The sequence below is a fragment of the Luteibacter sp. genome (genome assembly GCF_036500425.1).
In the GTDB taxonomy this organism is placed as follows: Bacteria; Pseudomonadota; Gammaproteobacteria; order Xanthomonadales; family Rhodanobacteraceae; genus Luteibacter.
This window is the reverse complement of sequence record NZ_DASYCB010000041.1, coordinates 1-16,396: the sequence shown is the minus strand read 5'-3', so window position 1 is coordinate 16,396 and position 16,396 is coordinate 1. Positions and strand designations below refer to the sequence as shown.

9 protein-coding genes are annotated in these 16,396 nt (G+C 63.8%); 3 read left to right on the top strand and 6 right to left on the bottom strand.

All coding sequences use genetic code 11. The annotated features are described in order from the left end of the window. The 4 genes from VGN46_RS10120 to VGN46_RS10105 all read right to left on the bottom strand — a co-directional run. A partial coding sequence (locus VGN46_RS10120; RefSeq protein ID WP_331643323.1) for an ESPR-type extended signal peptide-containing protein occupies positions 1-1,266 on the bottom strand: 1,266 nt, incomplete at its 3' end. Positions 1,267-1,387: 121 nt separating this feature from the next. After that, positions 1,388-3,367: a PA domain-containing protein gene (locus tag VGN46_RS10115; protein ID WP_331643321.1), complete on the bottom strand. Its 1,980-nt coding sequence runs from the start codon at positions 3,365-3,367 to the stop codon at positions 1,388-1,390. Continuing rightward, a complete protein-coding gene (locus tag VGN46_RS10110; protein WP_331643319.1) occupies positions 3,364-3,810 on the bottom strand; it encodes a post-PEP-CTERM-1 domain-containing protein in 447 nt (148 codons plus the stop codon). The genes VGN46_RS10115 and VGN46_RS10110 overlap by 4 nt, the downstream gene beginning before the upstream one ends. 145 nt (positions 3,811-3,955) lie before the next feature. After that, positions 3,956-5,893 (bottom strand): S8 family serine peptidase, encoded by a 1,938-nt coding sequence (locus tag VGN46_RS10105; protein ID WP_331643317.1) that lies wholly within the window; start codon positions 5,891-5,893, stop codon positions 3,956-3,958. Between the two features lie 352 nt (positions 5,894-6,245). Here VGN46_RS10105 and VGN46_RS10100 point away from each other — a divergent pair, with 352 nt between their 5' ends. Further along, a complete protein-coding gene (locus VGN46_RS10100; protein ID WP_331643315.1) occupies positions 6,246-7,034 on the top strand; it encodes a TatD family hydrolase in 789 nt (262 codons plus the stop codon). Between the two features lie 5 nt (positions 7,035-7,039). Here the strand turns inward: VGN46_RS10100 and VGN46_RS10095 are convergent, their stop codons facing one another. Beyond that, on the bottom strand, positions 7,040-8,698 hold the full coding sequence (locus VGN46_RS10095) for a Na+/H+ antiporter (RefSeq protein WP_331643313.1): 1,659 nt from the start codon (positions 8,696-8,698) through the stop codon (positions 7,040-7,042). Between the two features lie 467 nt (positions 8,699-9,165). On the opposite strand from VGN46_RS10095, the gene VGN46_RS10090 reads away from it, so the two are divergent. Both VGN46_RS10090 and VGN46_RS10085 read left to right on the top strand, forming a co-directional pair. Then, a complete protein-coding gene (locus VGN46_RS10090; protein ID WP_331643311.1) occupies positions 9,166-12,222 on the top strand; it encodes a TonB-dependent receptor in 3,057 nt (1,018 codons plus the stop codon). Between the two features lie 426 nt (positions 12,223-12,648). Further along, on the top strand, positions 12,649-15,768 hold the full coding sequence (locus tag VGN46_RS10085; protein ID WP_331643309.1) for a TonB-dependent receptor: 3,120 nt from the start codon (positions 12,649-12,651) through the stop codon (positions 15,766-15,768). Here the strand turns inward: VGN46_RS10085 and VGN46_RS10080 are convergent. Then, complete coding sequence (locus tag VGN46_RS10080; protein ID WP_331643307.1) at positions 15,742-16,269, bottom strand: EamA family transporter; 528 nt, start codon at positions 16,267-16,269, stop codon at positions 15,742-15,744. The genes VGN46_RS10085 and VGN46_RS10080 overlap by 27 nt on opposite strands. Between the last annotated feature and the right edge of the window lie 127 nt (positions 16,270-16,396).

The following is a 16,396-nucleotide window of genomic DNA, read 5'->3' as shown; positions in this document are numbered from 1 at the left end:
AGCCACGGCACCGAAGGCCGCCGACTGCGCGCCGCCCGCGAAGGCGCCCACGCCGAACGACGAGGCGGCAAATCCGACCGCCTGTGCGCTGGCGCCCACGGCCGTTCCGCCGACGTCCGCGCTGGTCGCGCCGGTATCGACGGGCACGCCACCGTTCGTGATCAAAGGATTGCCCTGCGCATCCACGGCGACACCACCCACCGCGACGCTACCTGGGCCATTCGCCTGGGAACCAGCGCCATAAGCCGCACTGTTCTGGCCGGTCGCTGTCGCACCGTAGCCAGTGGCGGTGGCATTACCACCGCTGGCGAACGCGCCGCTACCGTAGGCGCTATCACCGGCTGATCCAGCGAAGGCACCCGAACCGGCGGCCGTGCTGAATTTTCCGGCCGCGGTGGCATCGTCGCTGCCATCACCCGCGCCGTTCGCCTTGAAATAGTGCTGTGCATCCGCCGTGGCGGCATCCACCGCATCGACCTTGCCGGACACCTTGGCGACGTTGCCCGCGACGGTATCGACGCGTCCATTGACCGTATCGACGCGGCCGTTGACGGTGTCGACCCTGCCGTTGACCGTGTCGACCCTGCCATTCACCGTGGTCACGCGGTTGTTGACCGTATCAAGCTGACGCTTGTTCGTCGCATCCGTCGCCTGCGTACCGTCGGCGACGTTCACGACCTGGCGCTCGCTGCCGCTGCGACCCACGGACACCGTGTTCGCGCGGTTCGCCACGGAATCCGAACCCAGTGCGACCGCATTGTTCGCGATAGCGCGCGCGCCGCGACCGAGCGCGGTGGTGCCGGTGTTCGCGGCATTGGCGCCCTGGCCCAGCGCAAGGCTGTCGGTTGCCGTGGCGCGTGCACCCTGCCCCACCGCGGTAGCGAAGTCGCCCGATGCCTGCGCATCCTGGCCGACCGCGGTGCTGTAATCACCCTTGGAGTTCGCCGCCGAGCCGAGCGCCACGCTGTAGTCGCCCGCGGCCTTGGCCTGCGCGCCGCAGGCAAACGCCTCATAACCCTTCGCGACCGGCGCGAGCAGCGACGAGAAACCGCTGCAGATGCTGCCCTGCGCCTTGTTGTTCTGTGAGCCCGCCTGAGCCGCGGGGCTGGCGAGCGCGAGCATCGCGCCTGCGGCCAGTGGCAGTGCGGCCATGGCCGCGCGGAGACGTCGGGAGGCGCCGCCCTTGCCGTTCGCACGGGCGTGCTCCGATGCGACGACCAGGATGCCGAGCGACTTGTTCCATACCTTGCTGTAGATCGTATTCACGTAACTTCCTCCCGTGGGTGCCGCCGATGTCGGCGAGCGACGGGGCGCGCCATGCGCTGCCACCAGTGCCTGCCGTTTCAATGGAACCCGGGCCGCACAAGGCGGCCCGGGTTTAGCGCACTTACTTCGTGTAAACCGCCTGCACGGTGACTCCGCTGTAGGCCTTCACGCCGGTGACCTGGAGGTACCAGGTGCCCTGCGCAGGGCTCGCTTTGGTGTACACCTCCGCGTTGCCGGTACGGTTGGCCACGGCGGTGAATGCCGTTCCACCAGGTGCCTGCCACGCGATCGACACATCACCCGAGCCGCCCGCCGTGCGGAAGGTCAGCGTCTTCGCGCCGGCCGGCACATCGAGCGAGTACACCTTGGTGCTGCCAGCCGTGCCCGACTGGTTGCCCAGACCGACGTTGTTGCCCAGGCTGATCGCATCCGGCACCGCGACGTGCCATGCGGTGTACTGCTTCTGCGTTTCCGCATCGCTGAGGCACGCGTTGAGGCTGGAGGCCTGGCCCGTCGTGATCAGCCCGGAAGCCGCGAGGGTCGAGGCATAGCCGCGCACGCCGGTGCGGTAAACCGCGAGCGTGGCCGCATCACCCGCAATGGTCTTCGCATTCGAGATCACGTTGGCGCCGACGATCACGCCACCCGGAACGAGCGTCGGGATGCCGGTGTTGCAGGTGAGCAGCAACTGACCGGTGGTGTTGAGGCCCCAACCTTCATCCTTGAACAGCGCCGCGGTCAGGTCGACGTCGATCTGGCCCATCAGGTCCTGGTTGATCGCGTATTCCATGATCGCGTTCGGCGTCAGGCGTGTGTCGTAGTGAGAGAACGATGAGCCCTGCGCCAGCACCGTCGGCGCGTAGAGCTGCACGTTGCCCTGCGCATCCGCACCGGCGAGGCCCGTGCCCTTGCCCACCGCGCCCGTGAGTCCGGTGAGATTGGCCTTGAGCTTGTTGCCATCGACCTGACTCACGGCGATCACCGGGATGTTGATCGTGGTGGTTGGCGTACCACCCGGGGTGATCGCACCCGCCTGGTTATTGGCGACAAGCACCGCCGTGGCACCCGCCGTCTGCGCGAAGGCAACCTTGTCGGTGAAGTTGCAGGTACCGCGATCGATCAGCGCGATATGGCCGCTGATGGCCGAACCATTGGTGATCGCGGTGCACGCATCGGCCGGCGCAGCCTGGACCACGCTGCCGCTGAAGTTCGCGGCAGTCGCCAGCGGGCCGAAGGCACCCTGCGCATACTGGTAGTTGCCCGCGGCGGCGGCCGGAGCGGTCACCTTGAAGACGTCCGGCAGACCCAGGGCCAGCGGCGCCTCGGCTTTCACGGTGGCACCGGTGAAGACCAGGTTGCCATCGTCCAGCGCCGCGGTGACACGCTCGGCGTTGGTCAGGTCGTACCACTTCTTCATCTTCGTATCGTTGAAGACGAAGGTGGAGTAGATGTCGGGACGCGCGACGCCATCGTCGCCGACGTACGGCGAACCGCTGGTGAGGCTGTTGAAGCCGGAGAAGCCGAGGCCATGCGCCATCTCGTGCAGCACGACGTTGAGGAAGTTGATCGAGCCGGCGGGCGTGTTGCCATCCAGGCCGAAGTACCACTTGGAACCCTCGAGGCACCCGGTGGAACCCAGCGCGCCGTTGAACTGGCTCTGGATATCCGCTTCACCCGGGATGCCGTCTTCGCCGCTCAGTGCATCGAACAGCGCGGAGTGGTACCAGGTGTTGCGTACCGCGCGCGGCGGCAGCGTGCTGGCGTCATCGAAGTAGAAAATGTAGGTGGTGCCGGAGGAACCGAGCACGCCGGACGTCGCGTCGCAATCCAGCTTCTCGAAAGTTGCGTTATTGACGATGGTGACATCGCTCTGCAGCACGGCGCCCCAGACATCCGCGGCGAACTGGTAGACGTTCAGCGCCTGCTTGCCGACCGTGGTGCCGGGGTTACCGCCGACTGGTACCGCCGGGGTCGGATCGTCGAGACCCTTGCCGGTGCCGACATCCTGATTGACGATCTTGATCTCCGCGGCGCTGGCGCCCATGGCGCAGAACAGCCCGGCGGCGGCGATAGCGGTGAAGAGAAGGCTGCGACGGATCATTTCACCACCTCCGGCGCCTTCGGCGCGGCCTGCACGCCATGGTCGTCGTGGTGGATGCTGAGGCTGCCATCCGGCTGCCGCTCAGCGACCACGCTGCTCATCAATTCCTGCGGGACCTTCACGGCCTTGGCGCGCACGCCATTGCCGAGCGAGACGCTGCGGAAGGTGGACTTCGCCTCGGCGGCGGTGCGCGGCTGACCGGCGGCCAACTTGGACGCTGTCGCGTTGCGAACGCCAAAGGCCTTGGAAAGCGCAGCGCGCTCTTCGGCCGTGGGCTCACGCAGCCGGCCCGTCGCCGGGTCGATCGCGACCTGCACGCCTTGTACGACGACGTTCTGTGGCGCGGCGGTCTTCGGCGCTTCGGCGGCGTGGGCCGCTGTCGCGAGGGTGAAGACGCCCGTCAGCACCAGGCCCATGGCCTGTGCCAGTGTTCGTGAATACATTGCCCTTACCTCCCTTTTGCGGCGACGGGGACCCCTCCCCGCACGCCACGCCAGCGAAGACCCCTTCGCTGACGCAAGACGAGAAGCCCGCCCCCTGGCCAGGGCTTCTCCCACCCGCCGGCGCGTGGCCGGCGGGTGGTGTGAATCAAGGCGCCGTAAAGCGCACGAGGACGTTGACGTTGGCGTACGACGCCGGGCTGGTGACCGTGAGGTACCAAGTGCCCGATGCAGGACGAGCCACCGTCACCGTCTCGTTATTCGTGGCTTTCTTCGCTGACGTGGTCTCGCTTCCGGCCGTGCCATTCTTCACCGCGATCGACACATCGCCGGTACCGCCCGAGGTGGTGAACACCAGGGTGCGGGCACCCGACGGCACTTCGATCGAGAACACCTTGGCTGAGCCATCGCCGGAGGCCTTGACGCTGGTGCCGTTGGTCAGCGCGGTGACATCCGGCTCGCCCGGCCCCGTGTCGTTACCGAGCGCCTTGTTCACCGCAGCGTAGGCATCGACGATGCCCGCGCCGATCACCTTGTCAGGCGTGGACGGGAAGGCATGCGCCGTGGAGGTGAGCAGCGTCTTGATCTGCGCGGGCGTCGGCGTTGGCAGGCTGGCGCCCTTCACGGCGGCTAGCATCAGGGCAACCGTGCCCGTCACGTGGGGCGTAGCCTGTGAGGTACCGGCCATGCCGCCATAATCCGCCGTCGTTGGCTCATGGGTACCATCGTTGATGGCCGACCAGGAGAAGCCGGCAGACACGACCGTGCCCGACGATGCATCATTCGCATAGACGCCGCCGCCCGGCGCGGAAAGGGTTACGCCCGTGCCGTAGTTCGAGTAGTACGCGCGCTTGCCGGTGATGCCGTTAGAGGCGACCGCGATGACACCCGGGCAGCTCGAAGGCGAGTAGTTCGCGGTGTCGTCGTTCTCGTTACCAGCGGCCACCACGACGGTGGTGCCGCGGGAGATGGCACCCGAAATGGCGTCGGCGGTGACGTCGTCGTCACTGCACTTGCCCTCGCCACCCAGGCTCATGTTGATGACCTGGGCGACATGGGTGTTGTCGGGCACGCCATCCACGTGGCCGCCGGAGGCCCACACGATCGCGTCGGCGATATCCGAGCTGTAGCCACCGCAGTGGCCGAGCACGCGCACCGGGAGCACCTTCGCTTTGTAGGCGATGCCGGCCATGCCAGTGGTGTTGTTGGTCAGCTCGGCGACGTTGCCGGACACGTGCGTACCGTGCCAGCTGGAGTCTTCCGCGGGGTTGTTCGCATCGACGCAGCCGTTGGGATTGTTGGACGCGAGGTACTTATCTTCCGTGGTCCAGTCACCGAGGTCCCAGCCACCGGATACGCGACCGTCGGTCGCGCGACCCGATACGTAGCTGTCGATGATGAAATCGTAGCCCGCATCGGCGAGCGACAGGTCGATGTCGGGATGATTGGTGATACCGGTATCGAGCACGGCCACCGTCACGCCGGTGCCGTCGGAGAGATTCCAGGCGTTGGCGACATTGCTGCCGCCCTTGTTCGCATAGCTGCTCGCATCGGAGCCGATTTTCTCGGCGGTGCCATCCGGCGCGCGGAAGTGCCACTGGTAGCGCTGGTAGTACGGGTCGTCGACCACGACCGGGCTGACGGCCGCCGCAGGGATGTCACGCACCTTCTGCATCATCACGTCGGCCTGGACGTGGGCCACCGCGGGATCGCTGGCAATCTGCCGGATCAGCGCATCGGCCTCGGACGCAGTGAGCTTGCGCGACACGCGGACGAGATCCGCGCCGGTGCCGAGCTTGCGGGCGTAGCTGGCCACCGGCATGGCGGCCTTGCCTGCGCGCAGTGAACTGCTCGTGGCTGCGGTCCGCGAAAGCGCCGCACTTACCGCCTGCGTCGCCGCGGCTGCGTTCGTGCGCTGCGTCGTGCCGTCACGGTACTTGACGATGAAGCGGTCGTAGCTGCCCTGCGTACGCAGGGTGCTGACGTTGAAGGTGGCATGGGGCGCAGCCCCTGCGGCAAAGCTCGCTGGCGCGGCGGCCAGGATGAGCGAGGCGACGAGCGCCCTCGCGACGATACGATTTCCCATCTGCACTACCCCTTAGCCCGTGGTATTGCCTGGACGGCCGATTGCGGGCCGCCTTCCTTTTTTGACGCCCGTGGCGGGCATCCCCTGCGAAAAAGAAAAACTGAGATCCTTCTGAAAATTCTCCTGATGACGACTTTTTGGCGCGAAGACACCAGCCGTCTCGGGAACCTAACAGCACGAAAATACGACCGTCAATATTCTGACGCTTTATTTTGCGTCGTCCGAAAGGCCTATCCCCGAATCCCCGTGGAAACCAGGTTTGGACGGCCATATATGTTCTAATTCATGACTTTGCGCGGCGATAACGCATCGTCGGCCTGCCTGACAACCCCAAGAGATTGCTAAAAAAATCATGGACTTGATCGATATCGGCGCGAACCTTACCCATGAATCCTTCCGCGCTGACCTACCCGAGGTGCTTGCACGGGCCACAGCGCACGGCGTCGGCCGGATGATCATCACGGGAGCTTCACGCGAAGGCAGCGAGCACGCGCTTGAGCTTGCTCGCGCCAGCGGCGGCCGGTTGTTCGCCACGGCGGGTGTGCACCCGCACCACGCCGTCGACTACGACGACGCCACCGACGCGCTGCTTCGCCGGCTGGCCAGCGAGCCGGAAGTTCGTGCGATCGGCGAAACCGGGCTGGATTACAACCGCAATTATTCGCCCCGCGAGGTTCAGCGCGAGGTCTTTGAACGGCAACTTGCCGTGGCGGCCGAGTTCGGCATGCCCCTGTTCCTGCACCAGCGCGATGCCCATCACGACTTTCTCGCGCTGCTCAAGCGCTATCGCGACCGCGTCCCCGCGGCGGTCGTGCATTGCTTCACCGACACCAGCGAGGCGCTGCGCGATTACCTCGACCTGGATTGCCATATCGGTGTCACCGGCTGGATCTGCGATGAGCGCCGCGGTGGCCACCTGCGTGAACTGGTCAAGCTCATCCCGGCGGACCGCCTGATGCTCGAGACCGACGCGCCCTACCTGATGCCGCGCACGCTCCGCCCCATGCCGAAGGATCGTCGCAACGAACCCATGTACCTCGCGCACATCCGTGACGAGGTGGCGAAGGATCGCGGTGAAACGCGCGAGGCCGTAACGGAAGCCTCGACGCGTACGGCCGAGGCTTTTTTTCGCCTTCCCTGAGCGTCTTAGCCAGCGTGCAGTCCGGTGAGCGCCGCCTCGGCAAGGTCGATCTCACGCATTAACGTGCGAAGCGTCTCATCATTGATATGTTGGTTACGAAGCAGTTCAAAGAGCTGCTTCCGTTCGGCGCGCAGTGCGGCCAGCCGCATCACGCGTTCCGTACCCGCCTCCGCACGCGCCTTGCCGGGCACATCGCCTTCATCACCCGCGGCTTCGAGCCGCTGCTGGTAGTCGGCCATGACGCGCGCGGATACCCGCGAGGCAAGTGCGATGGCATCGGGATCACCCGCGTCGTCAACTTTCTTCTGCTCCTCGGCGATACCGCGCAAGGCCGCTTCCGCGGTAAGGGCTCGTGCCTTGCGTTCTTCGCGCACACGGGGGTCTTCGCCCGGCAATTTAAGGCCTTTTACTGCGAGTGGAAGGCCAATGGCGCCGAACAGCAGCGTGCAAAGAATGACGCCACTGGCGAGGAAGATCATGAGATCGCGCACGGGGAACGGAACGCCCGGCGTCTTCATGAAAGGGATCGACAGCACGCCCGCCATGGTGATCGCACCACGCACACCGGCCAGCGCCGTGGTCCACATAAGCCGTGTACCGACCTTCGGCCGCTGCTCACCGCGATGCAGCGCGCGCATCAGGACGAAACGCAGCGACACCCATACCCAGATGAAGCGAAGGATCACGAGTGCAAGCGTGATCGCGACGACATAGGCGCCGAGGTACCAGAGCTCGCCACCGCCGGCTTGCTGCAAGTCGGACTTCGCACCGCCCAGGATGTTGGGCAGTTGCATGCCCAGCAGAAGGAAAATCAGCCCGTTGAACAGGAACTCCACCATGCCCCACACGGCACCGTTCTGCATGCGCGTCGCCACGTGGCCACCCTTCAGCACATCGGTGTAATTCATCATCATGCCTGCGGCCACGGCGGCCAGGATGCCGGACACGCCGAAGTGCTCCGCCAGCAGGTAAGCGGCAAACGGCAGTAGCAAGAGAAGGGCTACCTGGCTTGCCGGATCCATTTCGCCGCTCCAGCGCACCAGCCGCCGGCGGAACAAGCCAAACGCGAAGGCCACCAATGCGCCCGCCACGACACCACCCAAAGCGGCGATCAGGAAGTCGCGCGCGGCGTGCAGCGCGGAGAACCGTCCGGTGATTTCCGCCGCGACCGCGAACTGTAGCGCCACAAGGCCCGATGCATCGTTCAACAGTGCCTCGCCGGAAAGCACGTGCATCAACCGCGGCGGCATGCTCGTGCCACCCGTGACAGAGGACGTCGCGACCGCATCGGTAGGTGAGAGCACGGCTGCCAGCGCAAAGGCGACGGCCAGGGGCACGGTGGGGATCATCCAGTGGACGAAGTAGCCCACGCCGACGATCGTGAAGATCACCAGGCCGACGGCCAGGGCGAGGATGGGGCCGCGCAGGAGAAACAGTTCGCGCTTGGGGATGCGCCAGCCATCGGCGAACAACAACGGGGGGATGAACAGAAGGAAGAAGAGTTCCGGATCGAACTCCACGTGCAGGCCAAACGGGCGAGCCAATAGTGCGCCGAGCCCGATCTGGATCAGCGGCAGTGGAAGACGCCGCGGCAATAAGCGGACGACCGCACCGGACAGCGCGACGACGAGCAGCAATACGAGAATGGTAATGACCAGGTCCATGCCGTGAACGTACCCAGACCCATGTGGAAACGGCAAGCATTGGGTGCCGCCGATGCGCAAGTTATTACGATTTGTCTCGCAAATACATGCTTAGGACTTATTCCTATTGTTTACATGTATTTCACGGGTTTACGTTGATTTCACGCGCCGGGCTCCGGCGCGGTCGATGACCGCCTCCAGGGGATTCACACGAGGCGGTACGACTTGCACGGCAGAACCTTTCTTGTCGTCTATTTTGGGGAATCCGACATGCCAGCTTCGCACCGGTTTGTACTCCCTTCCAAAGGCACGGGTAACCGATCGCCTTGACCGCGTGATGCCGCCCGCCCGCCAGAAGGCAGGCGGCACCGCGTAGCCGTGCTTATCGATCAACTCCCGCCGCCCATGCGGCGAACGTCCGCGTGCCGCGCGGACGCGGGTTCGTTCGTTCCGCCATTCGTCTCATGTGTCCTCAGGAGGGTAGGTTCATGCAGTCCGTCTCGCGTATCGCGGTACCGCCGCGCCGAAAACTCACACTCGCCGTGGCGTTCGCCGTCGCGGCTGCCGCCAGTGGCGGCGCTTTCGCCCAAAGTAATGCCACGGGTGCCATCTATGGCTCGGCCACCCCCGGCGACGTTATTCATATCGAAAACAGCGCCACCGGCCTGAAGCGCGACATCACCGTCGACAGCAACGGCCGTTACCGCGCGAACTCGCTGCCGATCGGCACGTACGACGTCACGCTGATGCACAACGGCGCCGCTACCGATACGCACAAAAACGTACAGACCCTGATCAGCCAGGGTACGGACGTCTCCTTTGCCGCCGCCGCATCCGCTGGCAACGCGACGGAGCTGGGCAGCGTCCAGGTCACCGCGAACAGCTTACCGAGCATCGACGTCAGCTCGGTCGACTCGCGCACCGTGCTGAGCTCCGACCAGCTGGCCAAGCTGCCGATCGCCCGTACGTCGATCAGCTCCATCGCCCTGCTCGCGCCCGGCACCACGTCGGCCTCCCGCGGCTACGGTAACGCCCTCTCGTTCGGCGGCTCGTCCGCTTCCGAGAACGCGTACTACATCAACGGATTCCAGGTCACCAACCCGCTGACGGGCGTGAGCTCACGCCAGCTCCCCTATGACGCCATCGACCAGGAACAGGTCCTCATCGGTGGTTATGGCGCGGAGTACGGCCGCTCGACCGGCGGTGTCATCAACGTCGTTTCCAAGCGTGGTTCGAACGAATGGAAGGGCGATGTGCAGGTGCTGTTCTCGCCCTCATCGCTGGCCCAGGAGCCGCGCAACGTCTACTACCGCAACGGCACGCAGTACCAGCGCGGCAACGCCTTCTCCTGGCGCGACCAGGAAAACCTGCAGTACTCCGGATCGATCGGCGGCGCGCTGGTCAAGGACAAGTTGTTCATCTTCGCCGCGGCCGACTGGATCCGCCAGACCGGTAACTACACCGCGCCCAGCGGCGCTAACGATGATGAACGCGATACCGGCAAGACCAAGCGCTGGTTGACCAAACTCGACTGGAACATCACGGATAACAACATCCTCGAGCTCACCGGCATCGGTGATACCGAGACCACCGATGCATCGATCTTTGGTTACAACTACACCACCGGGCGTGGCGATTACCTGGGCCACCAGTACACCAAGAACTACAACAACACGCAGACCAATGCGACGCCGGGTGGTAACACGTATATCGCTCATTACACGGGTTACATCACCGATGACCTGACCGTCAACGCGATGTATGGCCGGGCCAGCTCCAAGCACTCCCAGGTCGTGGACCAGGCAGGCTCCGGCACCTGTACCGCCATCACCGATAACCGTCCCGAGTTCGCTGGCAATCCGCAAGGCGGGTGTCTGGTGGGTGCGACGACACAGCTCAGCCCTGGCTCCAGGGACAGCACGCACGGCTGGAGCGCCAACATCGAGTACCGCCTCGGCGACCACGACCTGCGTGGCGGTGTCGATAACTACGTGCTGCGCGCCAGTTGGGGTGCCGTGCCGGTGGGTGGCACGGCTTACATCTATGACGATGTCGGTGACGGCTCGGTCATCCGCAGCCGTCTGTCGTCCCTGGGCCTCGACCCGAACTCGTATAACCCGGCCGACTTCGCAAACGGTTATTACGTCGACTCGACCGCGCTATCGACGGGTACCTCAGCGCGCACGAACCAGCGCTCGCAGTTCATCGAAGACAACTGGCAGGTGAGCGACCGCTGGCACGCGTACCTCGGCCTGCGTAACGAGCAGTTCTCCAACTACAACGGCGTAGGTGAAGCCTATGCCCGCTCGCGTCACCAGCTGGATCCGCGCCTCGGTGTGTCGTGGGACGTCTACGGCGACAGCTCGCTGAAGGTCTACGCCAACGCCGGCCGCTACCACCTTGGCCTGCCGACCTCGGTCGCCGTGCGCGGTGCCGGTCCGTCCACCTTCCCCTCGCAGCTCTTCGGCTTTACCGGGATTGACCCGGTCACCGGCGCGCCGACGGGCCTGGTTCAGGGCAATTTCTCGCAGACGTACTACCTTAACGGTGCCAATGGCACGCCGCCGGATGCGAAGACGGTCTCGGCCCAGCAGCTGCATTCCTATTACCAGGACGAATACATCCTCGGTTTCGACAAGCAGCTGGAAAACAACTGGGTGGTCGGCGCCAAGGGCATGTACCGCAAGCTGCGCAGCCTGATCGACGATATGTGCGATTCGACGGCGCTGCAGCGTTGGGGTGACGAGAACGGGTTGAGCGACGAAGTGGCCGCGGGTGTCAGCCGAAGCACGGGTTGCTGGCTGTTCAACCCAGGCCGCGCCAATACCTTCACGCTCTCCCCTGCCCCAGGGCAGTACCTGAGCGTCCCGGTGAGCGCCGCCGATCTCGGTTTCCCGAAGCCGAAGCGTTCGTACTACATGATCGACCTGTATGCCGAGCACCAGTTCAGCGACAAGTGGTACGGCAAGATCGATTACACGTACTCGCGCAGCTACGGCAACTCGGAAGGCCAGCTGGATTCGAATATCGTCCAGGCCGACGTGTCGACCACCGAGAGCTGGGATTTCCCGCAGATCATGGAGAACACGAACGGCGACCTGCCGAACGATCGCAAGCATCAGCTCCGCGTCTACGGTACGTATGTACCGACCGACGAATGGCAGCTCTCGACCGTCACCCGCATTACCTCGGGCGCCCCGGTCAGCTGCCTTGGCACCCGCCCGGAATCCGTGGGTGGCGACCCGTACCAGTACGGCAACAACTACTTCTGGTGCAACGGTGAGCCAGCCCAGCGTGGCACGTTTGGCCGCACGCCATACACGTTCACGGTGGACGTGAGTGGCGCCTGGAAGCCGGCCTTCGCCGACCACAAGCTGAGCTTCACGGTCGACGTGTTCAACCTGCTGGGCAAACAGCGCGTGACCCAGTACTACGAGTACGGCGAGACCGCTGGTGGCGCGGTGAACCCGCGTTACAAGAGTGCCCGCTCGTTCCAGGATCCGCGTTACGTCCGCCTCGGCGCGCGTTACGACTTCACCATTTAAGGCACCACCCATAACAACAACGGCAGTATCGCCCCAGATCTTGGCTGCTCCCCTGGAGGGGAGCAGCCATTTTTTTGCCTGCTTTTCGGCGTAGCAATGCCGCGCAAAAACTCGCATTGCATGAAACATGTTTAATCCCCGGCTCAAGGAAGATCGCAAGGACATGCTTCCCCTCGCATCGCAGCCGCACAACATGCGGCTTCCATTTCGCAAGGCGGTGACCCGACCCGTGCGATCCGCATCGATACAAGCGGTCCAAATCCCTGCGTTCATGAACGCCGCATTGAGTGCGAATCGCAGCCGAGCGTAGTTTCAGCTCGCTTGTTGCCGTTTTGTTAATGCAACTCGCGCACACACCCTCCGTCCGCACCCCGCCAAGGTTCGCGGCACGGTTTGCATGATTTGGCCAATGGCCGGGGAGAATCCATGAACACGCGTTATAGCAACAGGCAACCAGGCCGGCGCACCCTTGCGCTCGCGGTTGCGATCAGCCTGGGCCTCGTCAGCACGGCGACGCTCGCGCAAAGCACTGCAGGTAGTATTTTCGGCTCCGGCCAGCCGGGAGAGACGGTTACCGCGACGAACGCGGGCAGCGGTGTCAGCCGTTCCGCCGTGATCGGCAGCGACGGTCGCTTCAACATCGTGTCGCTGCTGCCGGGCACCTACAAGGTTTCTACCAGCGGCGGCAATGGAACCGCGAGCACCCGCGATGTGCAGGTGGTGGCCGGCCAGAGTTTTAACGTGAATCTGGTGGCTGCACCGACGACGGCTGGCAATGCCGAAGACCTTTCGGCGGTTTCGGTGACAGCGAACGCGCTGCCGCCTATCGACGTCGCATCGGCACAGACCAGCACGGTCATGACGGCCGCGCAGATCAAGCAGCTGCCGCTAGCACGCAACCAGACCGCCGTTGCCCTGCTCGCGCCGGGCGCTACGAAGGGCGACAGCGCCTTCGGCAACCTGGCGTCCTTCAGCGGCGCGTCCGTCGCGGAAAACAGCTACTACGTCAATGGTTTCAACGTCACCAACTTCTTCCAGAGCCTGACGTATTCGCAGGTACCGTTCGAGGCCATCGATTCGGAAGACATCCAGGATGGCGGCTATGGCGCGCAGTACGGTAACTCGACCGGCGGCGTAATCTCGGTCAACACCAAGCGCGGTACGAATACGTGGCAAGGCGGCATGGATTTCACCTGGAATCCCTACCAGTTCCAGGCCGAGCAACCCAACGTCTACCTTCAGAACGGTGCCTTGCTGCAGAACAACCGTCACAACAGCAACTATCAGATGGGCAACAACCAGACCGGCAACCCCACTGACTTCGGCCAGCGCTGGAACGTCTGGCTAGGTGGCCCACTGATCAAGGACAAGCTGTTCATGTTCGCCCTGGTCGGCGGCACGCGGACTGCCGATGAACATTACGGTGATACCACGGGTGGTGGCAGCTTCAACAAGACCACGATCAAGGACCCGCGCTACCTGGTCAAGCTGGACTGGAACATCAACGAGAGCAATATCCTCGAGTACACCGGCTTCAGCGATACCAGCACCCAGCAGCAAAGCGTCTATGGCTACGGCTATGACGACAACAACCAGCCGTATCGCAGCGACTACCTCGGCCAAGTGTACGACAAGACGGGTGGCATGACCAACATCCTGAAGTACACCAGCTACATCACCGATGACTTCACCTTGACCGCGCAGTACGGCAAGAGTGTGAACAAGCGCGTCAACACGGCCACAGCGGCGGATGGTACCGTCGAAACCTACGATGGCAATATCTTTGATGCGGTCAATTCGCCAGGCTGCCCCTCAATCACCGACAAGCGCATCCCTGTGTCGGATGGCGCCACCGGCTACCCGCATTGCTCGTTCACCAGCACGGGGTCCATCGATACACCGAATGGCCAGGATAAGCGCGGCGCGGGACGCATCGATTTCGAATACCACCTCGGTGACCACGAGCTAAAGGCCGGCTGGGCCCGCGACCACTTCACGACTGATACCGGCACGGCCTACGAGGGCGGTGCGCTCTACGAGTACGACTCCATACCGGCGGAGATACTTGGCCACGCACCTGGCCTGGATCCGGCGGATAGCATCGTTAAACAGACCGTGTTCGCCACCGGCGCCAAGGTCGGCATCACCCAGAAGTCGTACTACCTGGAAGACAACTGGCACGTTACGGATAACTTCATGGCGCGCATCGGCGTGCGCAATGACGCCTTCGAGAACACCAACAGCCTTGGCGAGACCTATGTAAAGCAGGTACATAGCTGGCAGCCGCGGCTGGGCTTCTCGTGGGATGTGCACGGCGATTCCACGCTGAAGGTCTACGGTAGCGCGGGGGATTACTCGCTGCCGCTCGATGGCAACGTCGCCCTGCGCGGCGCGGCGGCTTCGCTGTACCAGATCCGCTACTTCAGCTACACCGGCGTGGACCCGGTCACCGGCGCTCCGCTGGGCCTGGGCGCGCTACCGGATGCCTATGCCGCGCAGTTCCCGGCACACACCGGCACCACCTATGCCAACGGCGAAGCAGGCCAGGTTCCGAACCCTCAGTCCGTGGCTACCCAGGATCTCAAACCCTTCAAACAGCGTGAGTTCATCCTGGGCGCACAGCAGCAGGTGGCGGACTGGACCCTGGGCGTGAAGGCGATCTACCGGAAGATCCTCACCGGCATCGACGACTCGTGTGATTTCCGCCCGATCGCCAAGGCTGCTAATGCGCAGTACGGCCTTAACCTGGATACCACCAGCCTGACCCCGGAAGCGGCGAACGTGCCGGGCTGTTACATCTTCAACCCAGGTAGCGCGGTCACCCTGACCACACCGGTCGATGCCACAGGCAAGCTCTACAATATCCACCTCACCGGCGATGACGTCGGCGAGCCGAAGTACAAGCGTGCGTATGAGGCACTCCAGCTCACCGCGGAACGTAACTTCGACAACACCTGGTACCTGAAGGCGTCGTACGTGTGGTCGCACCTGCGCGGCAACTCGGAAGGCGGCGTGGATTCGAGCAACGGCCAGGCGGATACCGGCACGACCGAACTGTTTGACTATCCGGAGATCATGGCCGGTTCGAACGGCAACCTGCCGAACGATCGCAAGCACACGTTCAAGATCTACGGTGCATGGCAGATCAACGACGAATGGCTGGTGGGCGCCAATGGCGTGTTCCAGACGGGTCGCCCGGAGAACTGCTACGGCCTGAACCCGATCGATTCCGTCGTGAACGGCGGCTACGGCTCGGGCGCCTACCTGTACTGCGGCGGCATGATCGTGAAGCGGGGTTCTGTCGGCCGCACGCCGTCGTACTGGAACATGGACCTGAACGCATCGTACAAGCCGCAGTGGGCAAAGGGCGTGACCCTTTCGGCGAGCGTGTTCAACGTGTTCAACAAGCAGCACACGACGACGATCAACGAAGTGGGCGAAGACCCGAGCGGCGCGCCGCTGACCGACAGCACGTACAAGATCCCGACGAGCTTCCAGTCACCGCGCTACGTACAGGTCTCAGCCGAGTACGACTTCTCGCTTTAAGTAAGAACTAAAAGAAGACAGGGCGCGCGGCCTCTCCCAGCCGCGCCACCTTGCAAAACTCCCCAGATCGCCGCCCGCTCCCTCGGGCGGCTTTTTTTTCGTTATGCAACGACGCGACGGCGGAAGCGCGGTGCCAGAACGAATACGGCGATGCCAAGACAGTGCCGCGCTCAGTATCACCGTGATAAATGCGGCGAACTGCAGGATGAGTGAAGACAGCCCGGGGGACATGCCCTGCGCCATCGCGATATTCACTACACCCCAAAGTCCCGCCCCGAACAGGATGCCGTAAGCGGCCATCGCCCACATCGGAACACCGCCCGGCTTGCGCACGAAAAAGACCAGGGGCATAGCGGTGAAAACGAAGCGGAGCGTCGTGAGCACGAATGGATCCAGTGCCCCTAATCCAACCTCGATCACTGAAAAATTGCTGCCCCAGATGAGCGTCACGAGGACGCCCAGGAGAACGTGTACCGGCCGCATGATGTTTCCCTTCGTCATCCACAAGCCGACAAGGGTAAGGCGTCGCACACACCATGCCTACGCGATCTTTCTGAAATTCCGTCCCCTTGCAGGAGCGCGCTTGCGCGCGATGGGGGTCACAGCAAGCACCCATCGCGCGCAAGCG

Excerpts from the sequence above, each read along its gene's own strand:
- VGN46_RS10115 (WP_331643321.1), bottom strand. The coding sequence starts at position 3,367 with ATGATCCGTCGCAGCCTTCTCTTCACCGCTATCGCCGCCGCCGGGCTG.
- VGN46_RS10110 (WP_331643319.1), bottom strand. The coding sequence starts at position 3,810 with ATGTATTCACGAACACTGGCACAGGCCATGGGCCTGGTGCTGACGGGC.
- VGN46_RS10105 (WP_331643317.1), bottom strand. The coding sequence starts at position 5,893 with ATGGGAAATCGTATCGTCGCGAGGGCGCTCGTCGCCTCGCTCATCCTG.
- VGN46_RS10100 (WP_331643315.1), top strand. The coding sequence starts at position 6,246 with ATGGACTTGATCGATATCGGCGCGAACCTTACCCATGAATCCTTCCGC.
- VGN46_RS10095 (WP_331643313.1), bottom strand. The coding sequence starts at position 8,698 with ATGGACCTGGTCATTACCATTCTCGTATTGCTGCTCGTCGTCGCGCTG.
- VGN46_RS10090 (WP_331643311.1), top strand. The coding sequence starts at position 9,166 with ATGCAGTCCGTCTCGCGTATCGCGGTACCGCCGCGCCGAAAACTCACA.
- VGN46_RS10085 (WP_331643309.1), top strand. The coding sequence starts at position 12,649 with ATGAACACGCGTTATAGCAACAGGCAACCAGGCCGGCGCACCCTTGCG.
- VGN46_RS10080 (WP_331643307.1), bottom strand. The coding sequence starts at position 16,269 with ATGACGAAGGGAAACATCATGCGGCCGGTACACGTTCTCCTGGGCGTC.